The organism is Glycomyces harbinensis, assembly GCF_900101745.1.
In the GTDB taxonomy this organism is placed as follows: Bacteria; Actinomycetota; Actinomycetes; order Mycobacteriales; family Micromonosporaceae; genus Glycomyces; species Glycomyces harbinensis.
Map to the genome: position 1 here is coordinate 116,002 of NZ_FNAD01000008.1, position 21,699 is coordinate 137,700.

The following is a 21,699-nucleotide window of genomic DNA, read 5'->3' on the forward strand; positions in this document are numbered from 1 at the left end:
GACGCCCATGCGCTTGCGCACCGACGACGACATCTACCGTGCCCGCCTGCTGTACCTGGGCCCGCCCGGCTACACCCTCCCCGTCCACCTGCCCTACGGGCAGTACGGTGCGTTCGCCGCGCTGCTGGCCCTGTTCATGCTCCTCCACTGGGCCTTCACCGGCGACGTCGACCTGTTCCCCTCCATCGAGATCTCCCTCGCCCTCGTCGCGACCTCGCTGATCTTCCGCTACGTCGACGCCGACCGCCCCGCGACCACCGTCCTGCGCACGCTGCTCACCGACTGGAAGCACACGCGCGACGCCGGCCACGAGGCGCGGATCCCCGCGTTCACGACCCGTTCGATCCGCCTGCGCCCCACACTCGTGGAGCCCGTCCGAATTGAGGAGCGCCTATGAGCGGCGAGGATCGCCGACAGCCGGTCGCCAAGTTCTCCGCCCCCCGTCCGCCCGCACCCGTGCGGGAACGGGAGCGGCAGTCGGGCGATCTCGGCGACGACGCGACCGCGCTCGCGGACGCCGTGTTCCGGGCGGAGCCCGTCAATCGGCAGGGCCGGGCAGAGGCGGCCCCGGCGCCGCAGGCCCCCTCCGAGCCGCGTTCGGCGCAGCCGGGCCCGGCGGCGGCCTCACCATCCCCAGTGGAACCGATTCGACACGCGACGCCACCTGCGTCGATGACCCCTCCGGCAGCGGCCCGTCCCCCGGCCCCTCCACAGGGTTATCCACAGAATCCGCCGAGTTATCCACAGGGGTATCCACAGCGTTACCCACAGGCCCCCACCAGCGGGAATCCACAGGGTTATCCACAGAACAACGGAAGTTATCCACAGCAGGCGCCGAGTTATCCACAGGCTGTTGACCAGGGTCGGGGAAGTGTTTCCACAGGTCGCAAACCGGCCACGCAAAACGGTGCACAACGGGTGCCGGGCCAAGACCTCGTCCCGGTCAGGCAGACCCGCGCCGAGGCCGCGCTCGTGGCGACGACCGACGACAAGCCGACCCGCGTCAAGCCGATCGCCGGCCAGAAGGAGCGCCAGCCGCTGCGCGAGCTGAGCCTCACCGAGATCGCCGGGCACGTCACGTTCACGCCCGCCTCGGTCACGGCCTGGTACGCGCTGCCCGGGGTGCGCTGGTCGTTCCGTCCCGACCTGGAGCGCGAGGCGCTCATCATCGCGATCGCCGAGCAGTTCGCCGGCCTCGCGGGGATGCGCGTCCACCTGCGGCGCACCACCCGGCCGTTCCCGGCCGACCAGTGGGCCCGCACCGTCGACCGCTACACCGCGCGGCCGCTGCGCACCGTCCCCGGCGGCACGAGCTGGGCCGACCACCTGGTCGCCGCCCAGCGCCACCTCCAGCAGCTCTCGCACGCCGAAGGCGAGACCTACCTCGGCATCACCTTCTCGCGCCGCGGCGCGTTCGACCAGTTGGGCGAGAAGGTCGGCCGCATGTTCGGCCGCGGCACCAAGCTGTCCGAGCGCGAGAAGATCGAGAAGCGCAGCCTCCAGTTCGACGAGGTCCTCGGCTCGTTCGGGATGCGCGCTCGCCGCGCGACCACCGCCGAGCTCGAAGGGCTCGTCTACCGGTCGGTCGCGCTCGGCATGGAGCCGCCGCGCCTGCTCTCGGGCACCAACGAGGAGTGGGAGTCCGGCGACATCCTGGCCCTCACCGAGTCGATCGAGCGCTACCGGAGCCCCTACGGCTCCACCGTCAAACTCGTCAACCGCCTCACCGGCGAGGAGAAGCACACCGCGGTACTCACCGTCGGGCGCATGGAGGAACTCGAGATCCCCCAGCGCCACGAGCCGTGGCTGCACTTCCACGAGCGCTGCCCGTGGCCGGTCGAACTGTCGAGCCGCATCGACATCCTCGGCCCCGGCGAGGCCTTCCGCGACCTCGACCACCGCCTCCGGCTCATCCGCAGCCAGCAGCGCGACTACGACGAGCACGCGATGGACGCCCCGCCCGAACTCCAGCGCCTCGCCGAGCGCGCCCTGGGCGTCGGCGACGAGATGACCACCGGCCTGCCCATCGACGCCGCGCGCGCCCACGGCTGGCACCGCCTCGCCGTCACCGCCGACACCAAAGAGGAATGCCTTGAGCGCGCCCGCACGCTCATGCAGATGTACCAGCGGGACATGCGCATCAGCCTCCAGCACCCGAAGAACCAGGACTGGCTGGCCCGCGAGTTCATCCCGGGCGAGCCGGTCGCGCAGACCGGCTACGTGCGGCGCATGCCCGTCAAGCTCTTCGCCGCGGCCCTGCCGCAGGCGGCGTCCACCGTCGGCGACCAGCGCGGCGACCTCATCGGCCGCACCGCGGGCACCTGCCGCAGGCCGGTCTTCCTCGACCTGCACTTCGCGACCGAGGTCCGCGAGAAGTCGGGCCTGAGCGTGTTCGTCGCCGAACCCGGCGGCGGCAAGTCGACCCTCATGGGCGCCATCGGATACCTCGCCGCCAGGCGCGGCGTCCAGGTGACGCTGCTCGACCCGTCCGGGCCGCTCGCGAAGCTCTGCGAGATGCCCGAGCTCAAGCCGTTCTCCCGCGTGCTCAACCTGACCGGCTCCGAGTACGGGACGCTGGCGCCGTACGCGCTCATCCCGTCCCCGCGGCGCGAGCACTACGAGGACAGCCCCGACGGCCAGCGCGAGTACGACATCGCCGTCTCCAACGCCCGCTCGGAGCGGCGCATGCTCGTGCAGGACATCTGCGCGATGCTGCTACCGCCGCAGGTCCAGCGCGAGGCGAGCACCGCCCGCCTCCTGCGCCACGCGGCCCGCCACGTCCCGGCGGAGGAGGACTCCGCGCTCGAGGACATCGTGGAGACCCTCCAGGACGCCGAGGACCACACCACCGGCGACGGCGCCGAACTCGCCGCGCTCCTGCTCGACACGGCCGAGATGCCGCTCGCGAAACTGTTCTTCGGCACCCCCGACCGGGGCGTGCTGGAGGACGACACGGCGCTCACGGTGATCACCATGTCCGGGCTCCGCCTGCCGGACCTGGGGATCGAGCGCGAGTACTGGTCGGCCGAGGAGGCGCTCGCGCTGCCGATGCTGCACACCGCGCACCGCCTGGCCGTGCGCCGCGCGTACGGCGGCGACATGCACCGGCGCAAGCTCGTCGGCCTCGACGAGGCGCACTTCATGGAGGGCTGGAAGTCCGGCCGCTCGTTCCTGGTGCGGTTGGCCCGCGACTCCCGCAAGTGGAACCTGGCGGCCCTGGTGGCGAGCCAGAACCCGAAGGACATCCTCGGGCTCGACGTCCAGAACCTCGTCTCGACCGTGTTCGTCGGCCGCATCGCCGAGGACACCGAGGTCGCCGAGGAGGCGCTCAAGCTGCTGCGGGTGCCCACCGGGGTCGGCTACGAGAGTGTGCTCGCCTCACTGTCCGAACAGGACGTCACGGAGACGAGCAAGCTGCGGTACCGCGAGTTCGTCATGCGCGACGTGGACGGCCGCGTCCAGCGCATCCGCGCCGACTTCAGCTGGGTCAGGGGGCTGCTCGACTACCTGAACACCACGCCCGGGGAGGAGAAGTGACCGACCCCTCGGCGCACGACCTCGCCCCTCCGACAACCGAACACCGACGCCCCGGCTTCGCGAAGCGGGCGGTCGGGCGATTGGGGCGAATGCTCCTGGTCCTGACCGCGGCGGCAGGCGCCCTGGCGTTCACGCCGGGCACGGCGGGAGCGCAGGCCGAGGAGGGGTGCAGCGACTACGAGTGGCACACGTACTGGTCGCAGTGCATCGACGAACTCCCCGAGGGACAGGAGCTGCAGTGCGAGGCCGCACCCCAACCGGCCTCGCCCGACTCGGGAATGGCCGGCTGGTTCGCCGAGCCGAGCGAGCTCGATCGCAGCGAGGGCATCGGCACCTACAGCCGATACGGCTACGCCGGCTACCAACTGCCGATGTACGGCGCGCAGCAGATGAGCGTCGGCGGGCAGTGCGTGGACTCCGTGTCGGTCCCCAACGGCGCCGACACCGCCAACGCCTTGGCGAACATGGAGTTCAGCCTCTCGGTGGCCACAGTCGGTGCGGCCAACTCGATGCGACAGGCCGCGTGGGAGCCCGACACCATGTGGGGCTGGTCGAACCGCTTCATGGAGCAGGGCACCGAGGTGCTCTACCGCCAGATATTCACCGTCTTCGGCGCGGTCACCGTCGGCCTGATCGGCCTGTACCTGCTGTGGCGTTCGAGGCAGGCGGACATGAACAACGCCGTCACGACCGTCGCGTGGGCGGTGCTCATCCTCGTGCTGGTGACGGCCGTGGTCCGCTGGCCGGTCAAGGCGGCCGAGTACACCGACCAGGCGCTCACGATCGGCATGGACCTGAGCACCGTGCTCATCAACGACGACACCGCCGAGGGCTGCGTCCGGATCGACAACCTCAGCCAGTCGGAGTACGACGAGCTCAAGGAGCTCAACGGCGACGGCTTCTGCATCGACACCCGCTCAGCGGCCGTGGTCGCCTCCGACACCGTCTCCGGCCAGGTCCTCTACCAGAACTGGCTGCGCACCATGCTCGGCCAGAGCGAAGAGGTCACCTTCCAGGAGCGCAACGGCGATGTCGTCGAGGACGACGAGGGCAACCCGGTCGTCAGCGAATCGAACGCCGCCTACAAGTACGGGCCCGCGCTGTTCGCCGCGCAGGCGTTCTCCTGGCAGGAGAACGAAGAGGCCGAGGACTCCTCCACCGTTCGCAACCGCCTCATCGAAGAGAAGCAGGAACTCTGGCAGAACCTGGTCGCGCAGATCCAGACCGAGGACCCCGAGGCCTACGCCAACATCAGCGGCCAGCGCGCCTGGGAGCGCACCGGCACCGGCTTCCTGGCCCTGCTGACGGCGATCTTCTTCTCGCTGTTCGACCTCACCGCGTCAATCCTCATCATCCTCGGCTTCATGATCGTGCGCTTCGCGATCGTGGCGCTGCCGATCATCGGCACCATCGCGCTCCTGCGCCCGGCGGGCGGCCCGTTCAAACGCCTGGTCAACACGGTGCTCGGCGCGATCATCAACGTAGCGATCTTCTCCCTTGCGGCGGTCATCTACATCTGGGCCTCCAGTCGGATCCTCGCCACCTCCATGCCCGTATGGCTGCAGGTGGTCATGATCGGGCTCCTCGGCGTGGCCGCATGGCTGCTCCTGAGACCCGGGCGGCGCATCGTCGGGCTCGTGGCCGGCGGCGGACCCGCGGACGCCTTCCTGGGGCGCCGCATCGACTCCGACAAGAGCGGCGAGCGCGAACGCGAGCTCGACCGCGCCAGGCAGCGCCGCGACGACGTCCGGCCCGAGGAGGTCTCGGACACCGTCCGCACCCCGCGCGGCACGAACAATCCGCTGCCGGAGCAGCAGAAGAGCGCCGCCCGGCCCGCGGGCTCGACCAGTGGGCCCGGCCCGAGTTCGCCCACCGGCCCCAGTCCCGGTGGTGGAGAGGTCTACCGGCCTTCGAGAGGGGAGTGACCGATGAACCGCGCCCTCCGGATCATCTTCTCCCGCTACGGGATCATCGCGATCATCCTGCTGCTGGTGCTCGGGGTGATCGCGCTGGCCCAGACGCGCGAGCAGACCCCGCTCGACGGCGCCGAGTCCGGCACCGAGGGCAGTGAGGGCAGTGAGGGCGAGGCGACCTCCGAGGCGTTCACCGAGGACGACGGGTTCGCGACCGAGGGGTGCGAAGGCGACGACTGCTATGCCGGAGAAGAGCTGCCGCAGGAGGCCGTCGACCGCGCGATGGACTTCACCGAGGCCTGGCTCAACCCGGACGGCTACGGCCCCGACGGCTGGTACGACTCGATCGTCCCCTATCTCACCACCGAGAACGCCGACCTGATGCAGGGCGTCGACCCGGTCTCCGTACCGGCCACCGAGGTCGCCGGCGAACCGGCCGCCGACGGCCAGAAGGTCGCCGTCCCGCTCGACACCGGCACGCTGACGCTCACCATGACCGAGGGCTCCAACAACTGGACCGGGAGCGACTGGCTCGTCTCGGCGATCGACTGGGAGCAGTCATGAGCGCGATCGGCGACGACGAGGTGAAGCCGAAACGGCCCCGCATCCCGAAGCGGCTGCGGCCCTTCATGTGGACGCTCGCCGTGCTCAGCGTGTGCTGCCTCGGCGTGGTGGTCTCGATCGTGCAGCTCCTGTCGGACCAGTCGAGCGACGAGGACGGCAACGTGATCCTCGCCGGCTGCGGAACGAACGTCGTCGTCGACCCGAACGCCGAGTTCCCCGAGATCGGGCCCTACAGCTCCGAGCAGATCAAGAACGCCGCGATCATCATCTCGGTCGGGCAGGACCTGGAGATCCCGGCCCGGGGCTGGATCATCGCGGTCGCGACGGCGATGCAGGAGTCGCGGCTGACGAACCTCGGCCACCTGGGCGACCAGAACGACCACGACTCGCTCGGGTTGTTCCAGCAGCGTCCTTCATCCGGCTGGGGCACGCCCGAGCAGGTCACCGACCCGGTCTACTCCTCGACGAAGTTCTACGACAAGCTGCAGACGGTCGAGAACTGGGAGACGCTGCCGCTCACCGTCGCGGCCCAAAGGGTCCAGATCTCGGCGTTCCCCGACGCCTACGCCAAGCACGAGCCGCTCGCGACCGAGATCGTCAACACCCTGACCGGCGGCGGGGCGCGGGTCTCGGCGGTCGACACGGAGCTGGGGACCTGCGCGCAGCCGGGCGACCTGTCGGCCTCGGGCTGGATGATCCCGGTCGAGGGGCCGGTGAACTCGGGTTTCCAGACGCCCGAGCGCCCGACCCACAACGGGGTCGACATCGGCGCGCCGCGCGGGTCGGCGATCGTGGCCGCGTCGAGCGGGACCGTCATCACCTCGGAGTGCAACGCGAGCCTGTACGGCGCGTCCTACTCATGCGATGTGGACGGTTCTCCGGAGGTGGCCGGGTGCGGCTGGATGGTCAACATCCTGCACGCCGGGGACTACCTGACCCGCTACTGCCACATGGGGTCCGCGCCGATGGTGAAGGAGGGCGACGTGGTCCAGGCCGGTCAGATCCTCGGCTACGTGGGTTCTTCGGGCCGGTCGAGCGGGCCGCACCTGCACTTCGAGACGCACTTGAACGGCGACCGCAGCCCCGCGGGCGCGGTGGACCCGGTCGCCTTCATGAACCAGATGGGCGCCCCGCTCGAATAGCGCATGCCTGCTACACCGCAGCACTCCCCGCGGCCTCAAGGCGGTTGAATGCTCAAGTGGTGAACTGGGAACGGATGTACGACTGCCACGGGGACATCGATCGCGTCCCCGAGCTCTTGGCGCTCGTCGAGCGCGAGGACGACGCGGAGGCATGGGATGAGCTGGGTCACCGGCTGGTCCTCGAGCACGACTTGGTGTTCCCCGCCAGTTTCGCCGCGCTGCCGCGTCTGGTGCGTCTCGCGTCGCGGAGCGCGCGGGCGCGCCGGCTGGCCGGGGTGATCGTGCGGCGCGCGGCAGGGGGCCACGGATGCGACGATCTGCTGGCGGGCTGCGCCGACGCGATCGATGAGCTCCGCGAGCTGCTGGATCGGCACCTGCGGTCGCGGCCGGACGACTACCTCGCGACGTTCCTCGACTTGCTCGCGGCGAAAGAGCAGTATCACTGGAGCGCGGTCGTGGGGGATTTCTCAGACGACTTCTACCAGGTCGCCTGCCCTCACTGCGCTGCGGAGGTGACGATCGCCATCGGCGATTACGGGCGCTACTCGGCGATCCGGGACTGGAACTTGGGCGACGTGGACCGGCGCGGGCTCAGGCCGGCTGACCCTCAGGCCCTTTCCGGTGTCGGTCGATGGATGCATGAGACCGCCGTCCGTGACGGGGAGTCCGCGCTCGCCGACGGGATCGCCCATCTCTTCGGCTATGCGGAATGTCCGCGCTGTGCCAGCGTCTTCAACATCGCGGAAGAGTACGCGTCGTCCAACCGCCCCGTCATGTGAGCGGAGCGGTGGTTCGCCGGAACGTCTCAGTCGTCGGCGGCGATGAGGCCCTCGCCGCCTTCGAGCGACGCGACGCAGTCGTCCTGCACCCCGATCTGGAACGTGAAGGTCTCCTCGGTCAGGTTGCCTTCGATGACCGCTTCAACCTCGAACAACGCGACCGCATCATCGCCGGACTCGATGGGGTCAATGGCATTGAGGTAACCACTGGGGTTCTCATCGGGTGCGGCCCAGTCGATCATGGCCTGATCCAACGCCTGGGCGGTGATGCCGGAGTACGAATCGCACTGCATTGCCGTGGCGGCCATCGGATTCCGCTCGAGCACGACACTGCGGAGGAAGTCCGTGGCCAGAACCTCAGGATCAACACCCGGCTCAGCGCTCTCGTCGATCGAAGGCTGTTCACTTTCGTCATCGGGCTGGGTCGCGTTCGAAACGCAGAAGGACCCGTCCCGCTCTTGAACGGTGACGGTGAACTCCTCGTCACGCTTGTTGGATTGCGAGATGAACGAGACCGTACCGACGACGCTGATTCCATCAGCCGTGGCGGTCGGGTCACCGGTCTCTACATCGACATCGCTGATACCGCCCAATTCATCGGCGTAGCCCTGGCGAATGGCGTCGAGATCGGCTGGGGTCAGTTCAGGCGAGGCGTCACCGCAGAGAGCGGCTTCAGCCAGATCCGTGTCGCCGTTCGAGCCGTATCGCAAGTAGCTCCACGTGGCGCCCTTTGCGTCGGTCGCGGGCTCGTCGCGAGGGTCGTCGTTCTCCTCGCTGCCGCTTGCGGCGAAGCCCGGGGCCACTGAGGCTCCCAGGGCCAGGACTATCGCCCAGGCGCCCGCCATGGCGCCCACCCGGGGCCACTTGCGGGGCGGGTCGGCGAATTCGGCGGCCTCCGCTTCGTCCACCGGCACGACGCGGTACCGCTTTCCGGACGCGTCGTGGACCGTCGACCTGCTCGCAGCCGGCCTTCTGGGGCGCACACCCCGAGCAACACGCCGAAACAAACCCATGGCCCTCACCCTATTGGACCGGGACCCTCCGGCTCAAGCAGCAGCCGTTCGCGGGCCCCGGCGTGAGGCCCGCCCGCCGTATTCTGTTGCTATGAGCGACCCCCCGTATCGCCTGCCGGACGACGATCTGCTCGACGGGCCCCTGGAGGCCCGCAGCGACGAGGTCCACCTGCGCATCGAGTCGCATCTGCGGGACCGCTGCGGCGTCGACACCCGCGCGGTCAGGGACTGCTTCGTGTGGAACGGGCTCCAGTCCGAGATCGAGGTGGACGGGTTCTTCGATGTCGGGGACGCGTTCCTGGAGCGGGCCGGCGCCGAGTTCGAGCGCCAGGCCGCCCGGGCGCCGCTCGGGCCGGACCGGGCCATGCTGTGCCTGTGGGTCCACCACAGCACCGTGCGCGCCTGGAACCACACCTACCGGGTCGACCTGCTGACCCGCTGCATGATCCAGTTCCGCGACACGGTGCGCAAGTGCTGGAGCCTGGACGAGGAGCCCGATCCGGCGGTCGAGCTGGCGCTGCGGCTGTGCGATCTGGTGCGCGAGGAGGTGCTGCTGGAGGACCGGTTGAAGACCGGCTCGCGCCTGCGCTACTGCGAGGCGCTGGACGCGGTCATCGACTCCTGCTCGGCGGTCCTGGAGGAGGCGCAGGCCTCGGCGAGCGCGATCGCCGCCTACGTCAGGGACGAGGTGACGGTGCGCCTCCAGTACCACCTGCAGCTGCGGGAGGCGAACCAGGCGCTCATCGCCAAGTCCGCCGGCCAGCGCCGGCGCTACGAGCTCCGCAAGGACCTGCGGCGCCTGGTGAACTCGTGGCCGTTCTCCTCGGTCGAGCTGTCGAAGCTCAACGCGCACCGCCAGGCCCTCGAGCGTCTCCAGGAGGCGCAGGAGGAGCGCCAGGCGTGGATGCGCGTGGACGAGGGCCGCATCGTCTACCTGTTCCCGTTCGGCGTCACAGGGATCGACTACGAGACGATCACGTCCCGGATCAGGGGCGCCGGTGAGCGCCCGGAGGGCGTGGTCCGCCCGACCGCGGTCATCGACCATTTCACCTACCACGCGGACATCTGGGAGCCGCGTCTCGAGCGGGAGAAGCGGTTCGACGGCCTCGAGGTGCTCCTGCCGAAGGTCCGCCTGCACGTGGACGAGGAGACCGTCGAGGAGCTCAGTGCGGCGATCCGGTTCTCGCCCATGGGCGTCCACTGCCTGCGCCTGGAGCGGACGGTGGAGGACCTGTACCCGAGCGAGCTGCACGCGGCGATGTTCCGGGCGGCGCGCGAGCACGGGACGATCGAGGTCGCCTGCGACGGCGCCGACCGGACCTGGGACCGCCTGTCGCGCTTCGCCCGCGACCTCGTCCAGAAGCAGCTGCACGCCCAACTCGCCGGGGGCGACGGCGAGGACGACGACCCTGTGACGATCCAGAGGGGACGGTCGCATGTGCTCGTGCGGGTGCTGCGAGCGTCCGAGCGGCGCCGCGAGTTCGAGCCGCACCTCGCCGGCTCGGACCCCCCGATGGTCCAGGACGGGCGCCGACTCCTGACGCTCGTGGGCGCCTCCGTGCTCCTCCACGCGGCGCCGGACGCGAAGGAGTCGCTGTGGGACTGGGTGCGGTTGTCCGACGACCACAGCAGGCAGATCTGGAACCAGCGCAACCAGGGCGACCTGCTCATCTCGACCGAGAACACCACGGTGATCGCGGCCCTGGACGCCCCGAACTTCATCTCCGGGGACCTGGAGGCGGTCGCCGAGTTCACCGCGTGCCTCAGCGGCACCCTCGCGTCCTGGAACCACCAGCTCGACCGCTACCGGGCCAGCGTCATCGGGTTCATCGCCGCCTACAACCTGCCGGGCGCCGACCGGTCGGCGCAGCTGGAGGCGATGAAGGCCGCCCGCACGCGCATGCTCGGCTTCGAGAGCGAGACCCGGCAGGTGATCTCGCTGCTGCACTCCCCGAACCTGCTGCGGTCGCCCTCGAACGCGGCCGCGCTGCGGCGCCTGCTGGCCGTCAGCGGCGTCGACGAGCAGCTCGAGACGTTCGAATCGCGCCTGGGCGAGGTCATGGCCGACCAGTCCGAGGCGACCCTCCAGCGATGGGAGGGCGACCGCCAGCAGCGCGTCCGCGACTCGGCCACGGCCGCCGTGTCGGCCCTGAGCATCTGCGCGGCCATCAGCATCTGGCAGGCGGCGAAGGTGTGGACGCCGCTGGGATGGAGCGTGACGACGGCGGTCGTGGCCCTGTGGGCGGTCGCCTACGTGTCGCACCGGTGGGTGACCTACAACGGCCTCGTGTCGACGCTGAAGTACGCGGTCAGGGTGCCGCTGACCCTCGTGCGCTGGGTGTGGACGGGCGCCGCGGCGCGGCGGATGCGCCCGATCGCCCGGCCCTGAGCCGCGCGATTCGCCGCCCGGCCGCGCCCCGGTTGCCATACTCGGCCGCATGGAGTTCACGACGGTGGAGCTGACGCGCCCGGGCGGGCTGCTCGGCGAGGTCTACGCGCGCCTGCTGGTCCCGGCGTTCCCCGCGGACGAGCTGGTCGGCGAGGGTGATCTGGAGGCGGCGCTGGCCGAGGGCGCCGGGAGCCTCCTGGCCGTGCTCGACCCGGAGGGGACGCCGGTCGCGGCCGCGTTCGGCCGCTGGTCGGCCGGTTCGAGGGTGGTGCTCCTGTGGTACCTGGCGGTGGATCCGGCGGTCCGCGGGCACGGGCTGGGCGGGCGCGTCCTGGCCGAGGCGGTCGGCGCGTGGCGGGACCGCTTCGCGCCGTGCCTGGTGCTGGCCGAGATCGAGGACCCGAACGGCCCGGTCCACGAGATGCACGGCGATCCGCGCCGCCGGCTCGCGTTCTACGAGCGGGCCGGCGCGAAGGTCCTGGACCTGCCCTATTTTCAGCCGGGGATCGGCGGTCCGGCCCGGCGCGTCCACGGGATGCTCCTGCTCGCCCTGCACGTCGCGCCCGAGTATGTGACGGTCGGGGGTTCGGTGGCGGGGGCGCCGATCGGGGTGTTCCTGCGCGAGAACCTGGAGGCCTCGGAAGGGCGCCGGCCCGTCGACGCCGCGGCCGGGGCGCTGTTCGCGGCGGCCGACCGCCCCGGCGGCGTCCCGTTGGGGCGGCGCGTCTTAGCGCTGCTTGTCCTCCAGGTAGCGCATGAGGTTCGCGGCGGACTGCTCGAGTTTCGCGTCGCCGTCGATGACGTCGCGCAGGTCGCCGGGGGCGCAGGGTCGGCGGTCGGCGAGGCGCGCGATGTCGAGGAAGTGCGGGCGGATGCCGGTGCGGCGGTAGGCGGCGAGCTTGTGGTGGCCGTCGAGGAGGAACGCGGCGCAGTCCTCCTCGTCGCCGGGCGGCTCGGACCTGAGGGTCACGGCGAGTGGGCGCTCTCCGCGCTCGATCGATGCGGTGTAGGCGTCCAGGGTGTCCGCGTCGTGCGGCGGCCACAGGTCGGTGGGGATGATCGCGGTGCCTTCGGTGCCGATCGGCTCGTCGGGGTACCACCAGGCCGACCCGTTCTCCCCGAACGGTTCGATGTGGACGTTCGCGTCGGGCCAGACGCGGACCCCGTAGTGGCCCGGCTGGAGCAGGCCCAGGATGGGGCGGGCCAGTTCGACGGGGTCGGCGTTCTCCACGGGCTTGCGCAGCAGTGCGCGCAGTGTGCGCAGCGCGCCGCGCAGGCCGGCGTCGCGGGTGCGGATCGCGAACCGGTCGATCGACCCCGACCCGGTGTAGCCCTCGACGATGAGCGGCCGCCAGCCGACGCTCAGCGAGCTGGCCCCGTCGTGGCCGCCGATCGCGAGCGTGCCGTCGCCGTCTTCGACTTCCAGCACCCGGTAGCCGAGTGACTCGGCCAGTCTCGTGATCATCAGGCCCTCCGTCCTGCCACCGGTCCCCTGGCGGTGGTCGTTCGCGTCAGCGCTGCCGGCGTCGCGGACGCTCCCGCGCCTGGTGTGCAGCGCTTCGTCCCGTTGCTGCGGTCCGGTCCGTTGAGGCGTCCGGTACCGCGCTCGGCCTGCAGTCATCCATCTTAAGACCCGTTGTCACGTTCGTCCCTCCGCGGTGCGGCGGGCCTGTGGAGCGACACCTTCCCCTGCCCCGCCCGTCTACCCGCATCGGCGGCTTCGAAACACCCCTCGTTCACCTCGGCGCCACCGGGGCCGGGCCGCGACGGGCGGCGCGCCTGCCGCGTTGCGGGCGGTGGCGCGCGGTCTCTATGGTGGAGCCCGAAAGCGAGGGCAGCCCGTGACCAAGTTGAACCAGATCATCGCCATCGAGAAGAGCGTCAAGGCGAAGGCCGCCCGCGCGCTCGGCGACGCCGGACGCGAGCTGGCCAAGGCGCCGCTCCTGTCGGGCATCTCCCGGACCTACCAGCCCAAGGACGAGGAGGGCGAGCAGCTGCCGCCCGAGTCGACGAAGGTGCAGCGGCGGGTCGAGGACCAGTTGCGCGAGGTCTCGGCGGCGATGACGCGCCTGTTCGACGTCACGGCCACCAAGGACCGCACGAACGCGCTCGCGACGGCCGACATCGTCGTCGACGGCGAGGTGCTGGTCGCGGACATGCCCGTCACCTACCTGCTGTTCCTCGAGAAGCAGCTGGGCGAGCTGCAGGCCCTCGTGAAGTCGCTGCCGGTCCTGGACGCGGGCGAGTCGTGGACGTTCAACGAGGCCGCCGACAGCTTCGCGACCGACCCGGTGAAGACCGTGCGCACCAAGAAGGTCCCGCGCAACCACGTCAAGGCCGAGGCGACCGAGAAGCACCCCGCGCAGGTCGAGGTGTACTACGAGGACATCCCGGTGGGCTACTGGACCACCGTGAAGTTCTCGGGCGCGGCCCCGGCCAAGCGCGTCGCGACGCTCGCCGACCGCCTGGACCGGCTCCAGACCGCCGTCAAGTTCGCCCGGGAGGAGGCCAACGCGACCGAGGTCGTCGATGAGAAGATCGGCGACAAGGTCTTCGGCTACCTGCTGGGCGACTGAAACCCATGAACCCCCCTGTTTTGAGCGACAGGGGTGGCGCGCAAGCGCCGACGACGCTGAAACTGAGATTCAAGTCGTAGCAGAACGCGGTGGTGTTGGGGGTTCGAGTCCCCCTTCTCCGGCTAGACCGGCCGGTCGAATGGCCCAATCGGTAGAGGCGCACCGCGAAAACTCAGACTCTCGCTCCAGCTTCAGCATTCGCCACGCCGCGCGGTACCGCGAGTAGTTCCCTTTTGACATCGGGGCTGGAGGTTCGAGTCCTCCCCGCCGCACCACATGCGGCGGTAGCTCAATGGCAGAGCACGATGCTAGCAGCAGATTCAGTGGCTACCGTCAAGGTCCGCAGCGGTCACTATGTGGCACATGGCGGCCCGGTGTCGAGGTCAACGACCCGGGCCGCACCTCCGTCTCCGGCGCACGCGCCGCGGACAAGGGTGTTGCACCCGCTTCGCCTCGGCCCCATAATGGTCGGCATGGACGACTACAGAAAGGGCGATGCCGCGTAGGCCGCCCGCGCGGGTACGCGCACAGCAGCCCCGCCGCCTCTCCCCCTGGCGGGCGACGTTCCTCCCCCGCATCCCCGGCGCCTCGGGCGCCCTCCAGGCCGCCGTCGTGCGGCTCGAACACGCCGACGCCCGCCTCACTCCCGGCGACATCGCCCAGGCGTTCACGCAGTGGCGGCGGTGGGTCCACCGACCCGTACGGCAGCTGAGCACGGGGGCGGGTTCGTGCCCCTGCCCCTCATGCGGCACGTGGTCGCGCGAGGTCCTCGAACGGACGGCGCACCGCCTCCCACCGCGCCAGGCCCGCGAGCTGCGACGCCTCCTCGAACCGCTCGACGAGCGCTTCCTGTCGCGCACGGTCCCGGTCCCGGCCCGGTTCGAGCACCGGTGGTGGGCGTACCGTGCCTGACGACCGGACCGCGGCGCCCGGCGGGAGCGCACCGCGGGCACCGCCGAACCCCGAGTGCGGGGCGCGCCGCAGGAGGACCCGACAATGCCGGTAGGGCCCGCCCTACCATCGAAATGCCTGCTCACCGGCTCGAAGAACCGCCCCGGGCGGACGAGTATTGAGCACATGAACAAGATCTTCAAGCAGCTCGGCGCCGACTCCGGCTACCTGCTCTCCGCGTTCCCGATCGCCCTCCCCGCCTTCGTCATCACCGTCACCGGCTTCGCCGCCGGCATCGGCACCGCGGTCGTGTGGGTCGGCGTGCCGATCCTCGCCGCGACGCTGTTCGCCATGCGCGGCCTCGCCGCCGCCGGCCGCAGTCAGCTCTCGGCCGTCCTCAACCGCCCGATCACCGCACCCCGCTACAAGCGGGCCCCCGAGAACGCCTCGGCCCTGCGCCGGTACCTGACGCCGCTGGGCGACGGCCAGTCGTGGATGAACCTCCTGTGGGGCCTGGTGAACTTCCCGCTCGCGATCCTCGGCTTCGTCGTGGCCCTGTCGTGGTGGGCCGCGACCATCGCCTCGCTGACCTACCCCCTGTACGCCTGGGTCATCCGCCGCGCCACCGGCGAAGGCGACGGCCTGGAGCACGCGACCCGCTGGCTCGGCTGGGGCGACTCCTACGCCGCACTGTCGGCACTGGCTCTCCTGGGCGGCCTGGTCATGGCCCTGCTCCTCCCGCTGGTGCTGCGGGGCCTGGCCCTGACGCAGGCCGGGCTCGGCCGGGGCCTGCTCGCCTCCCTCTCGGAGCCGGACGCGCCCTACGGCCCGATCCGCGCCGCCGAGATCGACACCGAGGTCACCCGCGTCCAGGAGCGCCTGTCCGCCTAGACGGCGGCCCGCGAACGACCCTGCGCGACTTGAAGAACCACGACGGCCCCGCCACCGCGGCGGGGCCGTCGCCGTCCCCGCCGCACCCGACTCTTCCACCGGGAACGGTTCTCAACCGGTGATAGGTTGAGCCGCATGGCAGCACCGCACCAGCCCGGCGACCACCAGGGATCACACGGCGGACACGCGCATTCGGCGGCCTTCGACTTCGCCGAGGCCGCACCCCGGCTCCGCGCACGCGCCGACGCCGAGACCGACCGGTACCGCCGCCGCGCCGCCCGCCTCGCCCCGCCAGGCACCCGCACCGCCGCCGACATCGGCTGCGGGGCCGCCTCCATGGCCTTCGCACTCGCCGAAACCCTCCCGGACGCGCAGGTGACCGCCGTCGACGCCGAACCGGCGATGATCGACCTCGTCCGCGAACGCGCCGCCGAACGCGGCACCCCCGTGCGCACCGCCCTCGCCTCCGTCGACGACCCCGCCGCACTCACCGCCGCCGTCGAGACCCCCGCCGACTTCATCTGGGCCGGACACGTCCTCCACCACGCCACCGACCCCCAAGCGGCCCTGGACCACCTGGCCGCCCTCCTCGCCCCCGGCGGAACGATCGCCATCGGCGAAGGCGGCACCGCCGTCCAATACCTCCCCTGGCACCTGGGCACCGGCCGGCCCGGCCTGGAACTGCGCCTCATCGAAGCCGGCTCCCGCCGCCTCGAAGACGGCGGCGACGAGCACGGCACCGTGCCGCTCCCCTACGGCTGGAACCTCGCCCTCGAACAAGCCGGACTCACCGCAGCCCGCGGCCTCCACGAACTCGACGCGATCCCCGCCCCGCTCACCGGCACCGACCTCGAACACGCCCTCGAAGCCCTGGCCGCCAAGGTCGGCTGGTTCGAGCACTACCTCAGCGCCGAAGACCGCACCGCCTGGGCGCGGCTGCTCGACCCCGACCGCCCCGAGTGGCTCGGCCACCGCCGCGACCTCCACCGGCTGGGCGTCGACACGGTCTACACCGCCGTCAGACCCCGGTAACCGTCCCGGCTCAGTCGTCGGCCTCGAGCGTGCCCGACTCGATCTCCAACTGGAACAACCGGTCCAGCGCGGCCAGCCCGTACGCGTCCTCCAGGCTCTCCGAGCACGCGAAGTCACTGAGCAGGTCGAACCCGTCCCGCATCCCGAGCCGCCCGAGCCGGTACGCCGCCTCGATCCGCCCCGACCAGTGGAAGCACCCGTCGACCGCCAGCACCGAGTACGCCTCGACCCCCACGTCGGGGCTGATCCCGTACATCGCCTCGGCCGCATCGATGCCCAGATGGTGGTCCATGACCGCCTCGACGCCCTTGATGAGCCGCCACAGCGCGTCCTCGGCGTCGGCCACGCAGTCGTCGGCGAGCTGCTCGGCGCAGATGATCCGCAGCCGCGACGTCACCATCGGCGCGTTCGCCAGGTGCCGCAGCGCCAGCGCCGCCGCCGAACGGTTGACGCGCCGCAGCGCGTTCGCGGCGCTGTGGCGCACGTACTCGCTCACGGAGTCGTCGGTGACCAGCTGCATGAGCGCGACCCCGGCCGGGCGGGCGGCGCAGTCGACGAGGGCGCTGGCCGCGTCGAGGCGGTGCCTGTCGGGGACGGCGGCGTCGGCGGCGATCAGCTCGAGGGCGCGGGCGGCCGCGTCGCGCTGGTAGCGGCTCATGTGCTCGGCGGCTTCGAGGCGCACTTCGACATCGACTTCGGCGTCGGTGGCGACGGGTGAGAGGCGCACGGCCATGTCCTCGCCGCCGAGGTCGACGAGGTCTTGGATGAGCTGGATGCGCAGGTCGGTGTCGATGTTCTCGTTCTTGACGGAGGCGACGAGGCTGCCCATGGCGCGGTCGCGGCGCTCGGCGGGGGTGCCGGGGTCGGCGGCGGCGTCGACGGAGGCGGAGACGGCCGCGCCGAAGGTGGGCTCGCCTTCGGCCTGGCCCCAGAAGGCGGTGCGGGCGGCGGGCGCCTTCGGCGGCGGGGGGTCGTCGCGGAGCCGGGCGAGCTGGCGGCGGCGCTGCCAGCGGCAGGTGGCCCAGGTCGCGGCTATCGCGGGGCCGAGGAGGCCGTAGCCCCAGAGGCGGTTGACGCCGATGAGCTCGACGACCGGGACGGGTGCGAGCACGGCGGAGAAACGGAGGGTCCACAGCTGCATTGCGTCGGCGTTCGCCATACGTTGAACCTCGGGTAGGAGCGTGTCTCTGTTGCTGCCAGAACTTCTCGTACGGCTCCGCCGCGGGTCGCGGCGGGAGGCCCGTCGCGGCGTCGTGCGCGGCCCCGGCGTCGGGATGGCGGGGCCGCGTGCGGAGTGCCGGGGCATAAAGCGTAGTCCCACAGGGGGAATCGTCGTCGCACAGGGTGTGCGACGGGTCCGTGGCCGGGAGTGAGGCCTCTCGGGCGGCGAGCGGTTCGTGCCGGAATGCGACCGTTGCGGTCGTTCGGGGCCTGGACCTGGTCTTTCGCGGGTGCCACATTGTCGCCAGGGGCCTGTACGATCGGAATCGACCCCCGGTGAGACCCGTTCACCAGCCCGACCAGCGTGGGAGTGCTCTTGAAGCTCAGTGTGCGACCCGTTGCGGGGCCCTGTGCCGTGGGCCTTCAGGAAGATCCCATCCGAGCAGACGAGGCGTGAGAGAGCGATGACGTATCCGCCCCCTGGCGGCGAGAACCCGCAGTACCAGCTGCAACCCGAGCCGCAGCAGCCCAGCGACCCCTACATGCAGCAGGGGTACGGCAGCACGCCTCCGCCCGGGAACTACTACCAGCAGCAGCCGCCGCAGTACTCGCAGCAGCCCGGCCAGCCGGGCTATCCGCCGCAGGTCGGCGTGCAGCCGGGCTACCCGACGGCGCCCGGTTCGGTGCTGCCCCCGCCGATCCCGCAGCCGAACTCGGGGAACAACCTCGGGATCATCCTCGGCGTGATCGTCGCGATCGTGGTGGTCCTCGGCGTCGCCGCAGTCCTGATCATCCCCGGTCTGACGGACGACGAGGGCGACCCGGACGCGGGCGGCGGCACCGACCCGGCGACGAGCGCGGAGGCCTCCGAGGACGAGCCGTCCCAGGAGCCGACGCCCGAGGCCAGCGAGGAGCCTTCGGCCGATTCGACCGGGACCCTTGAAGGCTGGGGCACGGCGGTGAGCTCTGAGGACTACGACGTCAACACGCCTGAGGGCGCCGCGATCGCGTACCGGCTCTCCTCGGACAACGACGACAACGAGCTGCTGCAGTCGGTCGTGTGCGCGAACCCGACGTCCGCGATGCAGAGCGACGTCGACTGGGAGGTGGAGAACGAGGGCCTCGGCTTCAACTTCATCCACTGGGGCATCGCCCGCGAGAACGCGGACGGCACGGTCCAGGCGTGGGCCGGCTGGACGTACGACGACCTCGCGCCGGACTCGGTCGACGACCTGTCGACCGGCTACACCTTCACGGCGGTCGAGGAAGACGGCGCCTGGAAGCTCTGCGACGTGGTCTTCGGAGCTCCCGAGTAACGACGCGGCGGCCCGCGGACGCGGGCCGACCTCTCGAAGCGGTGCGGGGCGCCTCCTTTCAGGAGGCGCCCCGCACCGCTTTCGCATGCGCCGGACGGGTCGCGCCCGCTCGGGGACGCGACCGGGGCCGGTCGCGCCCGCTTGCTTCGCCCACAGCGGTTGAACTGCGATTTCTTGCTCCCGACGGGAAGTTATCCACAGGCCGAAAAGAAGTTGTTGACGGTATGTAGCCGAGTCGGCACAGTTGACATATGACGCAACTACCGATGTACCGCAGCAGCACCGCGACGATGAGCCGGCCGGCCGGCGACGAGGACGGCTCCCGCGCCGGGGAGGATCTGCTCCTGCGCTTCGAGGCCGCCTTCGAGGCCGATTTCAGCCAGGTGGCGACCGGTCGCACGGCCGCCTGGATCCACGGTTTCGATGTCCTGCCACCGGGTGCCGACCAGCGCGACTGGCCGGTCGAGAGTTCGCCCGATCCGCCGCTGGCCGAGATCACGGTGGTCGACGGGCTTCCGGTGACCACGCTCGCCCGGACCCTGGTCGACTGCGCGGCGGACCTGCCGCGCCTGGAGGCGGTGGCCGCGGCCGACCAGCTCCTGCGGGCGGGTGTCGACGGGGGCGCCCTGGCGGCCGCGCTCGAACCGGTGCACGGCGACCGGCTGCGCCGGGCGAACGCGACGCTCCTGGCGGCCGATCCGCGGTCGGAGTCGCCGATGGAGTCCTGGACGCGCTGCCTGATCAGCGACGCCGGTCTGCCCACGCCGGTCCCGCAGTTGCGGGTGCGCACTCCGAACGGCCGGTCGAAGTTCCTCGACTTCGGCTGGGAGCGTTGGCGGGTCGGTGCGGAGTACGACCGCATGGGCACCCATCTGGGCCTGGAGGCCGAGACGGGCGACCGCCGGCGGCATCAGGTGCTGCGCAACCTGGGCTGGGAGGTCGTGGTCCTGACGGCCTCTGACGTGATGGAGCATCCGGGGCCGTGGCTGCTCCGGCTCAGGGACCTGCTCCTCGAACGGGGCTGGGATCCGGACGCCAACCAGCTCAAGGACATCAACGCCCGCATCGAGGCGGTGAGCATGGCACTGATGCCGTAGCGGCAGTGACTGCGCGGTGGGGCGGGCGGCGCCGCCCGCCCCACCGCGACCCGAGACGCGCGAAACGCGGGTCCGCGAAGCCGCAGGCCCGATCGCGCATCGGGCACTCCGCCGGACGGGGCGCGGAGCGGCTCGGGTTGGGCTGCGGCGGGTGGGCGATCACGAGAGGGGTGGGGTGGGGGGCGGGGGGGGAGGGCCCCGGGAGCGGTAGGCGCGAGGAGGTCCAGGAGGTGAAATCGCGGACCGGGAATCGGGCGCGGCCGGGCTAGGATCGGTGCGAGCATTGTTCGAGTCCGGGGAGCGCACGTGGCGGAGGGGTCCTTCACCGGTTTCGCGCGCCCTGCCGTGCCCACCCCGCAGGAGATCCGCGACTGGGCGCTCGACCCGTACTCGGTCGCCCCCGAGGGCCGCCAGTGGGACCTCACCCTCGCCACCGACGAGCTCGTCGACACCTGGCTCGACCTCGCGGCCGACGCGACCTGCCCGAAGCGCTCCTTCGCCCTCCACGTGCTCTACATCTACGCGGGCGACGCCGTGCGGACCAAGTTCCGGGTCCACTCGCGCAAGCGCGTCGACCGGCTCCTCGAAAAGGCGGGCGAGTCGCGCGACCAGTATGTTGGACTGTGGGCCGCCAACACCGAAGCGCTCATCCGCCAGCCGGACCTGTTCGACTACCACGAATGGTGCAACGGCGGGCTCGTGCGCCGGCCGCGGCGTCTCAACCCCGGTCCGACGAGAAGGTAAAACGACATGGCCACGCCCGACCCGAACATGCGCGTCTCCAACGCCGAGCGCGAAGCCATCATCGCGAAGCTCCACGCCGCCACCGAAGAGGGCCGCCTCGACCTCGACGAGTTCGCCGACCGCACCCGCCAGGCCTACGAGGCCCGGACCTACGGCGAGGTCGAGCGCCTCCTGGTCGACCTGCCCGAGACCGCCGGCGCGCTCGCCGTCCCCGCCCCCGCGAGCGCCGCGCCCGCCGGCGCGCCCACCGAGCTCCGCCTCGCCCCCAAGGCCTCCTCCGTGGAGCGCAAGGGCGACTGGCTGGTCCCGCAGAAGATCATCGTCGACGCCAAGGCCAGCTCCGTCAAGCTCGACCTCCGCCACGCCACGATCACCTCCGGCCGGGTCGACATCGACCTGAACCTCTGGGCCTCGTCACTGGAGGTCGTGCTCCCCGCCGGTTCCTACGCGGCCGACGACGACACCGAAGTGATCGCCAGTTCAATGAACAATAAGGCCTCCTACAAGGGAGCCTCGGGAATTCGATTCGCCGTCTCCGGACGCGCCAAGGCCAGTTCGGTCACGATCCGCTACGAGCACCGTTTCCTCTGGTGGCGCTGGTGAACGGCCGAGCCGGGGCACCCGCCATTCACTGAATATCCATATCGCGGAACG

At 71.0% G+C, this 21,699-nt stretch carries 18 protein-coding genes and 1 pseudogene; 16 read left to right on the top strand and 3 right to left on the bottom strand.

Annotated features, from left to right (window positions below):
• The first annotated feature begins 7 nt into the window (after positions 1 to 7).
• From BLQ63_RS14860 to BLQ63_RS14885, 6 genes are all read left to right on the top strand, one after another.
• A complete protein-coding gene (locus BLQ63_RS14860) occupies positions 8 to 397 on the top strand; it encodes a hypothetical protein (protein ID WP_218125281.1) in 390 nt (129 codons plus the stop codon).
• Between the two features lie 275 nt (positions 398 to 672).
• Positions 673 to 3,537, top strand: a complete 2,865-nt coding sequence (locus BLQ63_RS14865) for an ATP-binding protein (protein WP_342673941.1) — start codon at positions 673 to 675, stop codon at positions 3,535 to 3,537.
• Between the two features lie 89 nt (positions 3,538 to 3,626).
• Entirely contained in the window at positions 3,627 to 5,462 is a 1,836-nt protein-coding gene (locus BLQ63_RS14870; protein WP_091036392.1) for a cation diffusion facilitator family transporter, read from the top strand.
• Positions 5,463 to 5,465: 3 nt separating this feature from the next.
• Complete coding sequence (locus BLQ63_RS14875) at positions 5,466 to 6,014, top strand: hypothetical protein (protein WP_091036397.1); 549 nt, start codon at positions 5,466 to 5,468, stop codon at positions 6,012 to 6,014.
• Positions 6,011 to 7,156 carry a M23 family metallopeptidase gene (locus tag BLQ63_RS14880; RefSeq protein ID WP_245680974.1) on the top strand — a complete coding sequence of 382 codons (1,146 nt, stop codon included), beginning with the start codon at positions 6,011 to 6,013 and terminating at the stop codon, positions 7,154 to 7,156. Before BLQ63_RS14875 ends, BLQ63_RS14880 begins: the two co-directional genes overlap by 4 nt.
• Positions 7,157 to 7,212: 56 nt before the next feature.
• Positions 7,213 to 7,935, top strand: coding sequence for a hypothetical protein (locus tag BLQ63_RS14885; protein WP_091036400.1), 723 nt, complete (start codon positions 7,213 to 7,215; stop codon positions 7,933 to 7,935).
• Positions 7,936 to 7,961: 26 nt separating this feature from the next.
• Here BLQ63_RS14885 and BLQ63_RS14890 read toward each other — a convergent pair whose 3' ends face one another.
• Positions 7,962 to 8,843: a hypothetical protein gene (locus tag BLQ63_RS14890; RefSeq protein WP_143014910.1), complete on the bottom strand. Its 882-nt coding sequence runs from the start codon at positions 8,841 to 8,843 to the stop codon at positions 7,962 to 7,964.
• A gap of 196 nt (positions 8,844 to 9,039) precedes the next feature.
• Here BLQ63_RS14890 and BLQ63_RS14895 point away from each other — a divergent pair, with 196 nt between their 5' ends.
• Complete coding sequence (locus BLQ63_RS14895; RefSeq protein WP_091036409.1) at positions 9,040 to 11,337, top strand: hypothetical protein; 2,298 nt, start codon at positions 9,040 to 9,042, stop codon at positions 11,335 to 11,337.
• 49 nt (positions 11,338 to 11,386) lie between these two features.
• Positions 11,387 to 11,752: pseudogene (locus BLQ63_RS29970) on the top strand (GNAT family N-acetyltransferase); the annotation flags it as partial.
• A gap of 312 nt (positions 11,753 to 12,064) precedes the next feature.
• On the opposite strand, the gene BLQ63_RS14905 reads toward BLQ63_RS29970, so the two are convergent.
• On the bottom strand, positions 12,065 to 12,802 hold the full coding sequence (locus BLQ63_RS14905; protein ID WP_091036415.1) for a hypothetical protein: 738 nt from the start codon (positions 12,800 to 12,802) through the stop codon (positions 12,065 to 12,067).
• A gap of 376 nt (positions 12,803 to 13,178) precedes the next feature.
• Between BLQ63_RS14905 and BLQ63_RS14910 the strand changes: the two genes are divergently transcribed.
• The 4 genes from BLQ63_RS14910 to BLQ63_RS14925 all read left to right on the top strand — a co-directional run bounded on the left by BLQ63_RS14910 (position 13,179) and on the right by BLQ63_RS14925 (position 16,727).
• Entirely contained in the window at positions 13,179 to 13,913 is a 735-nt protein-coding gene (locus BLQ63_RS14910; RefSeq protein WP_091036418.1) for a DUF7873 family protein, read from the top strand.
• Positions 13,914 to 14,408: 495 nt separating this feature from the next.
• On the top strand, positions 14,409 to 14,825 hold the full coding sequence (locus BLQ63_RS14915; RefSeq protein WP_091036422.1) for a hypothetical protein: 417 nt from the start codon (positions 14,409 to 14,411) through the stop codon (positions 14,823 to 14,825).
• Positions 14,826 to 14,990: 165 nt separating this feature from the next.
• Positions 14,991 to 15,695 carry a sensor domain-containing protein gene (locus tag BLQ63_RS14920; RefSeq protein ID WP_177154946.1) on the top strand — a complete coding sequence of 235 codons (705 nt, stop codon included), beginning with the start codon at positions 14,991 to 14,993 and terminating at the stop codon, positions 15,693 to 15,695.
• Between the two features lie 135 nt (positions 15,696 to 15,830).
• The gene (locus BLQ63_RS14925) at positions 15,831 to 16,727 is read left to right on the top strand and encodes a class I SAM-dependent methyltransferase (RefSeq protein WP_091036428.1); all 897 of its coding nucleotides are present in this window, start codon (positions 15,831 to 15,833) and stop codon (positions 16,725 to 16,727) included.
• Positions 16,728 to 16,737: 10 nt separating this feature from the next.
• Here BLQ63_RS14925 and BLQ63_RS14930 read toward each other — a convergent pair whose 3' ends face one another.
• A complete protein-coding gene (locus BLQ63_RS14930) occupies positions 16,738 to 17,886 on the bottom strand; it encodes a hypothetical protein (protein WP_091036432.1) in 1,149 nt (382 codons plus the stop codon).
• Between the two features lie 466 nt (positions 17,887 to 18,352).
• Here BLQ63_RS14930 and BLQ63_RS14935 point away from each other — a divergent pair, with 466 nt between their 5' ends.
• The 4 genes from BLQ63_RS14935 to BLQ63_RS14950 all read left to right on the top strand — a co-directional run bounded on the left by BLQ63_RS14935 (position 18,353) and on the right by BLQ63_RS14950 (position 21,648).
• Positions 18,353 to 19,204 carry a hypothetical protein gene (locus BLQ63_RS14935; protein ID WP_091036435.1) on the top strand — a complete coding sequence of 284 codons (852 nt, stop codon included), beginning with the start codon at positions 18,353 to 18,355 and terminating at the stop codon, positions 19,202 to 19,204.
• Positions 19,205 to 19,455: 251 nt separating this feature from the next.
• Entirely contained in the window at positions 19,456 to 20,301 is an 846-nt protein-coding gene (locus BLQ63_RS14940) for a hypothetical protein (protein ID WP_143014911.1), read from the top strand.
• A 306-nt stretch (positions 20,302 to 20,607) separates the two neighbouring features.
• Positions 20,608 to 21,045, top strand: coding sequence for a hypothetical protein (locus BLQ63_RS14945; RefSeq protein WP_091036444.1), 438 nt, complete (start codon positions 20,608 to 20,610; stop codon positions 21,043 to 21,045).
• Between the two features lie 6 nt (positions 21,046 to 21,051).
• Complete coding sequence (locus BLQ63_RS14950) at positions 21,052 to 21,648, top strand: DUF1707 SHOCT-like domain-containing protein (protein WP_091036451.1); 597 nt, start codon at positions 21,052 to 21,054, stop codon at positions 21,646 to 21,648.
• The last annotated feature ends 51 nt before the right edge of the window (positions 21,649 to 21,699 follow it).

Excerpts from the sequence above, each read along its gene's own strand:
- BLQ63_RS14950 (WP_091036451.1), top strand. The coding sequence starts at position 21,052 with ATGGCCACGCCCGACCCGAACATGCGCGTCTCCAACGCCGAGCGCGAA.
- BLQ63_RS14925 (WP_091036428.1), top strand. The coding sequence starts at position 15,831 with ATGGCAGCACCGCACCAGCCCGGCGACCACCAGGGATCACACGGCGGA.
- BLQ63_RS14930 (WP_091036432.1), bottom strand. The coding sequence starts at position 17,886 with ATGGCGAACGCCGACGCAATGCAGCTGTGGACCCTCCGTTTCTCCGCC.
- BLQ63_RS14935 (WP_091036435.1), top strand. The coding sequence starts at position 18,353 with ATGACGTATCCGCCCCCTGGCGGCGAGAACCCGCAGTACCAGCTGCAA.
- BLQ63_RS14940 (WP_143014911.1), top strand. The coding sequence starts at position 19,456 with ATGACGCAACTACCGATGTACCGCAGCAGCACCGCGACGATGAGCCGG.
- BLQ63_RS14880 (WP_245680974.1), top strand. The coding sequence starts at position 6,011 with ATGAGCGCGATCGGCGACGACGAGGTGAAGCCGAAACGGCCCCGCATC.
- BLQ63_RS14870 (WP_091036392.1), top strand. The coding sequence starts at position 3,627 with ATGCTCCTGGTCCTGACCGCGGCGGCAGGCGCCCTGGCGTTCACGCCG.
- BLQ63_RS14915 (WP_091036422.1), top strand. The coding sequence starts at position 14,409 with ATGCCGCGTAGGCCGCCCGCGCGGGTACGCGCACAGCAGCCCCGCCGC.
- BLQ63_RS14905 (WP_091036415.1), bottom strand. The coding sequence starts at position 12,802 with ATGATCACGAGACTGGCCGAGTCACTCGGCTACCGGGTGCTGGAAGTC.
- BLQ63_RS14875 (WP_091036397.1), top strand. The coding sequence starts at position 5,466 with ATGAACCGCGCCCTCCGGATCATCTTCTCCCGCTACGGGATCATCGCG.
- BLQ63_RS14865 (WP_342673941.1), top strand. The coding sequence starts at position 673 with ATGACCCCTCCGGCAGCGGCCCGTCCCCCGGCCCCTCCACAGGGTTAT.
- BLQ63_RS14920 (WP_177154946.1), top strand. The coding sequence starts at position 14,991 with ATGAACAAGATCTTCAAGCAGCTCGGCGCCGACTCCGGCTACCTGCTC.
- BLQ63_RS14895 (WP_091036409.1), top strand. The coding sequence starts at position 9,040 with ATGAGCGACCCCCCGTATCGCCTGCCGGACGACGATCTGCTCGACGGG.
- BLQ63_RS14860 (WP_218125281.1), top strand. The coding sequence starts at position 8 with ATGCGCTTGCGCACCGACGACGACATCTACCGTGCCCGCCTGCTGTAC.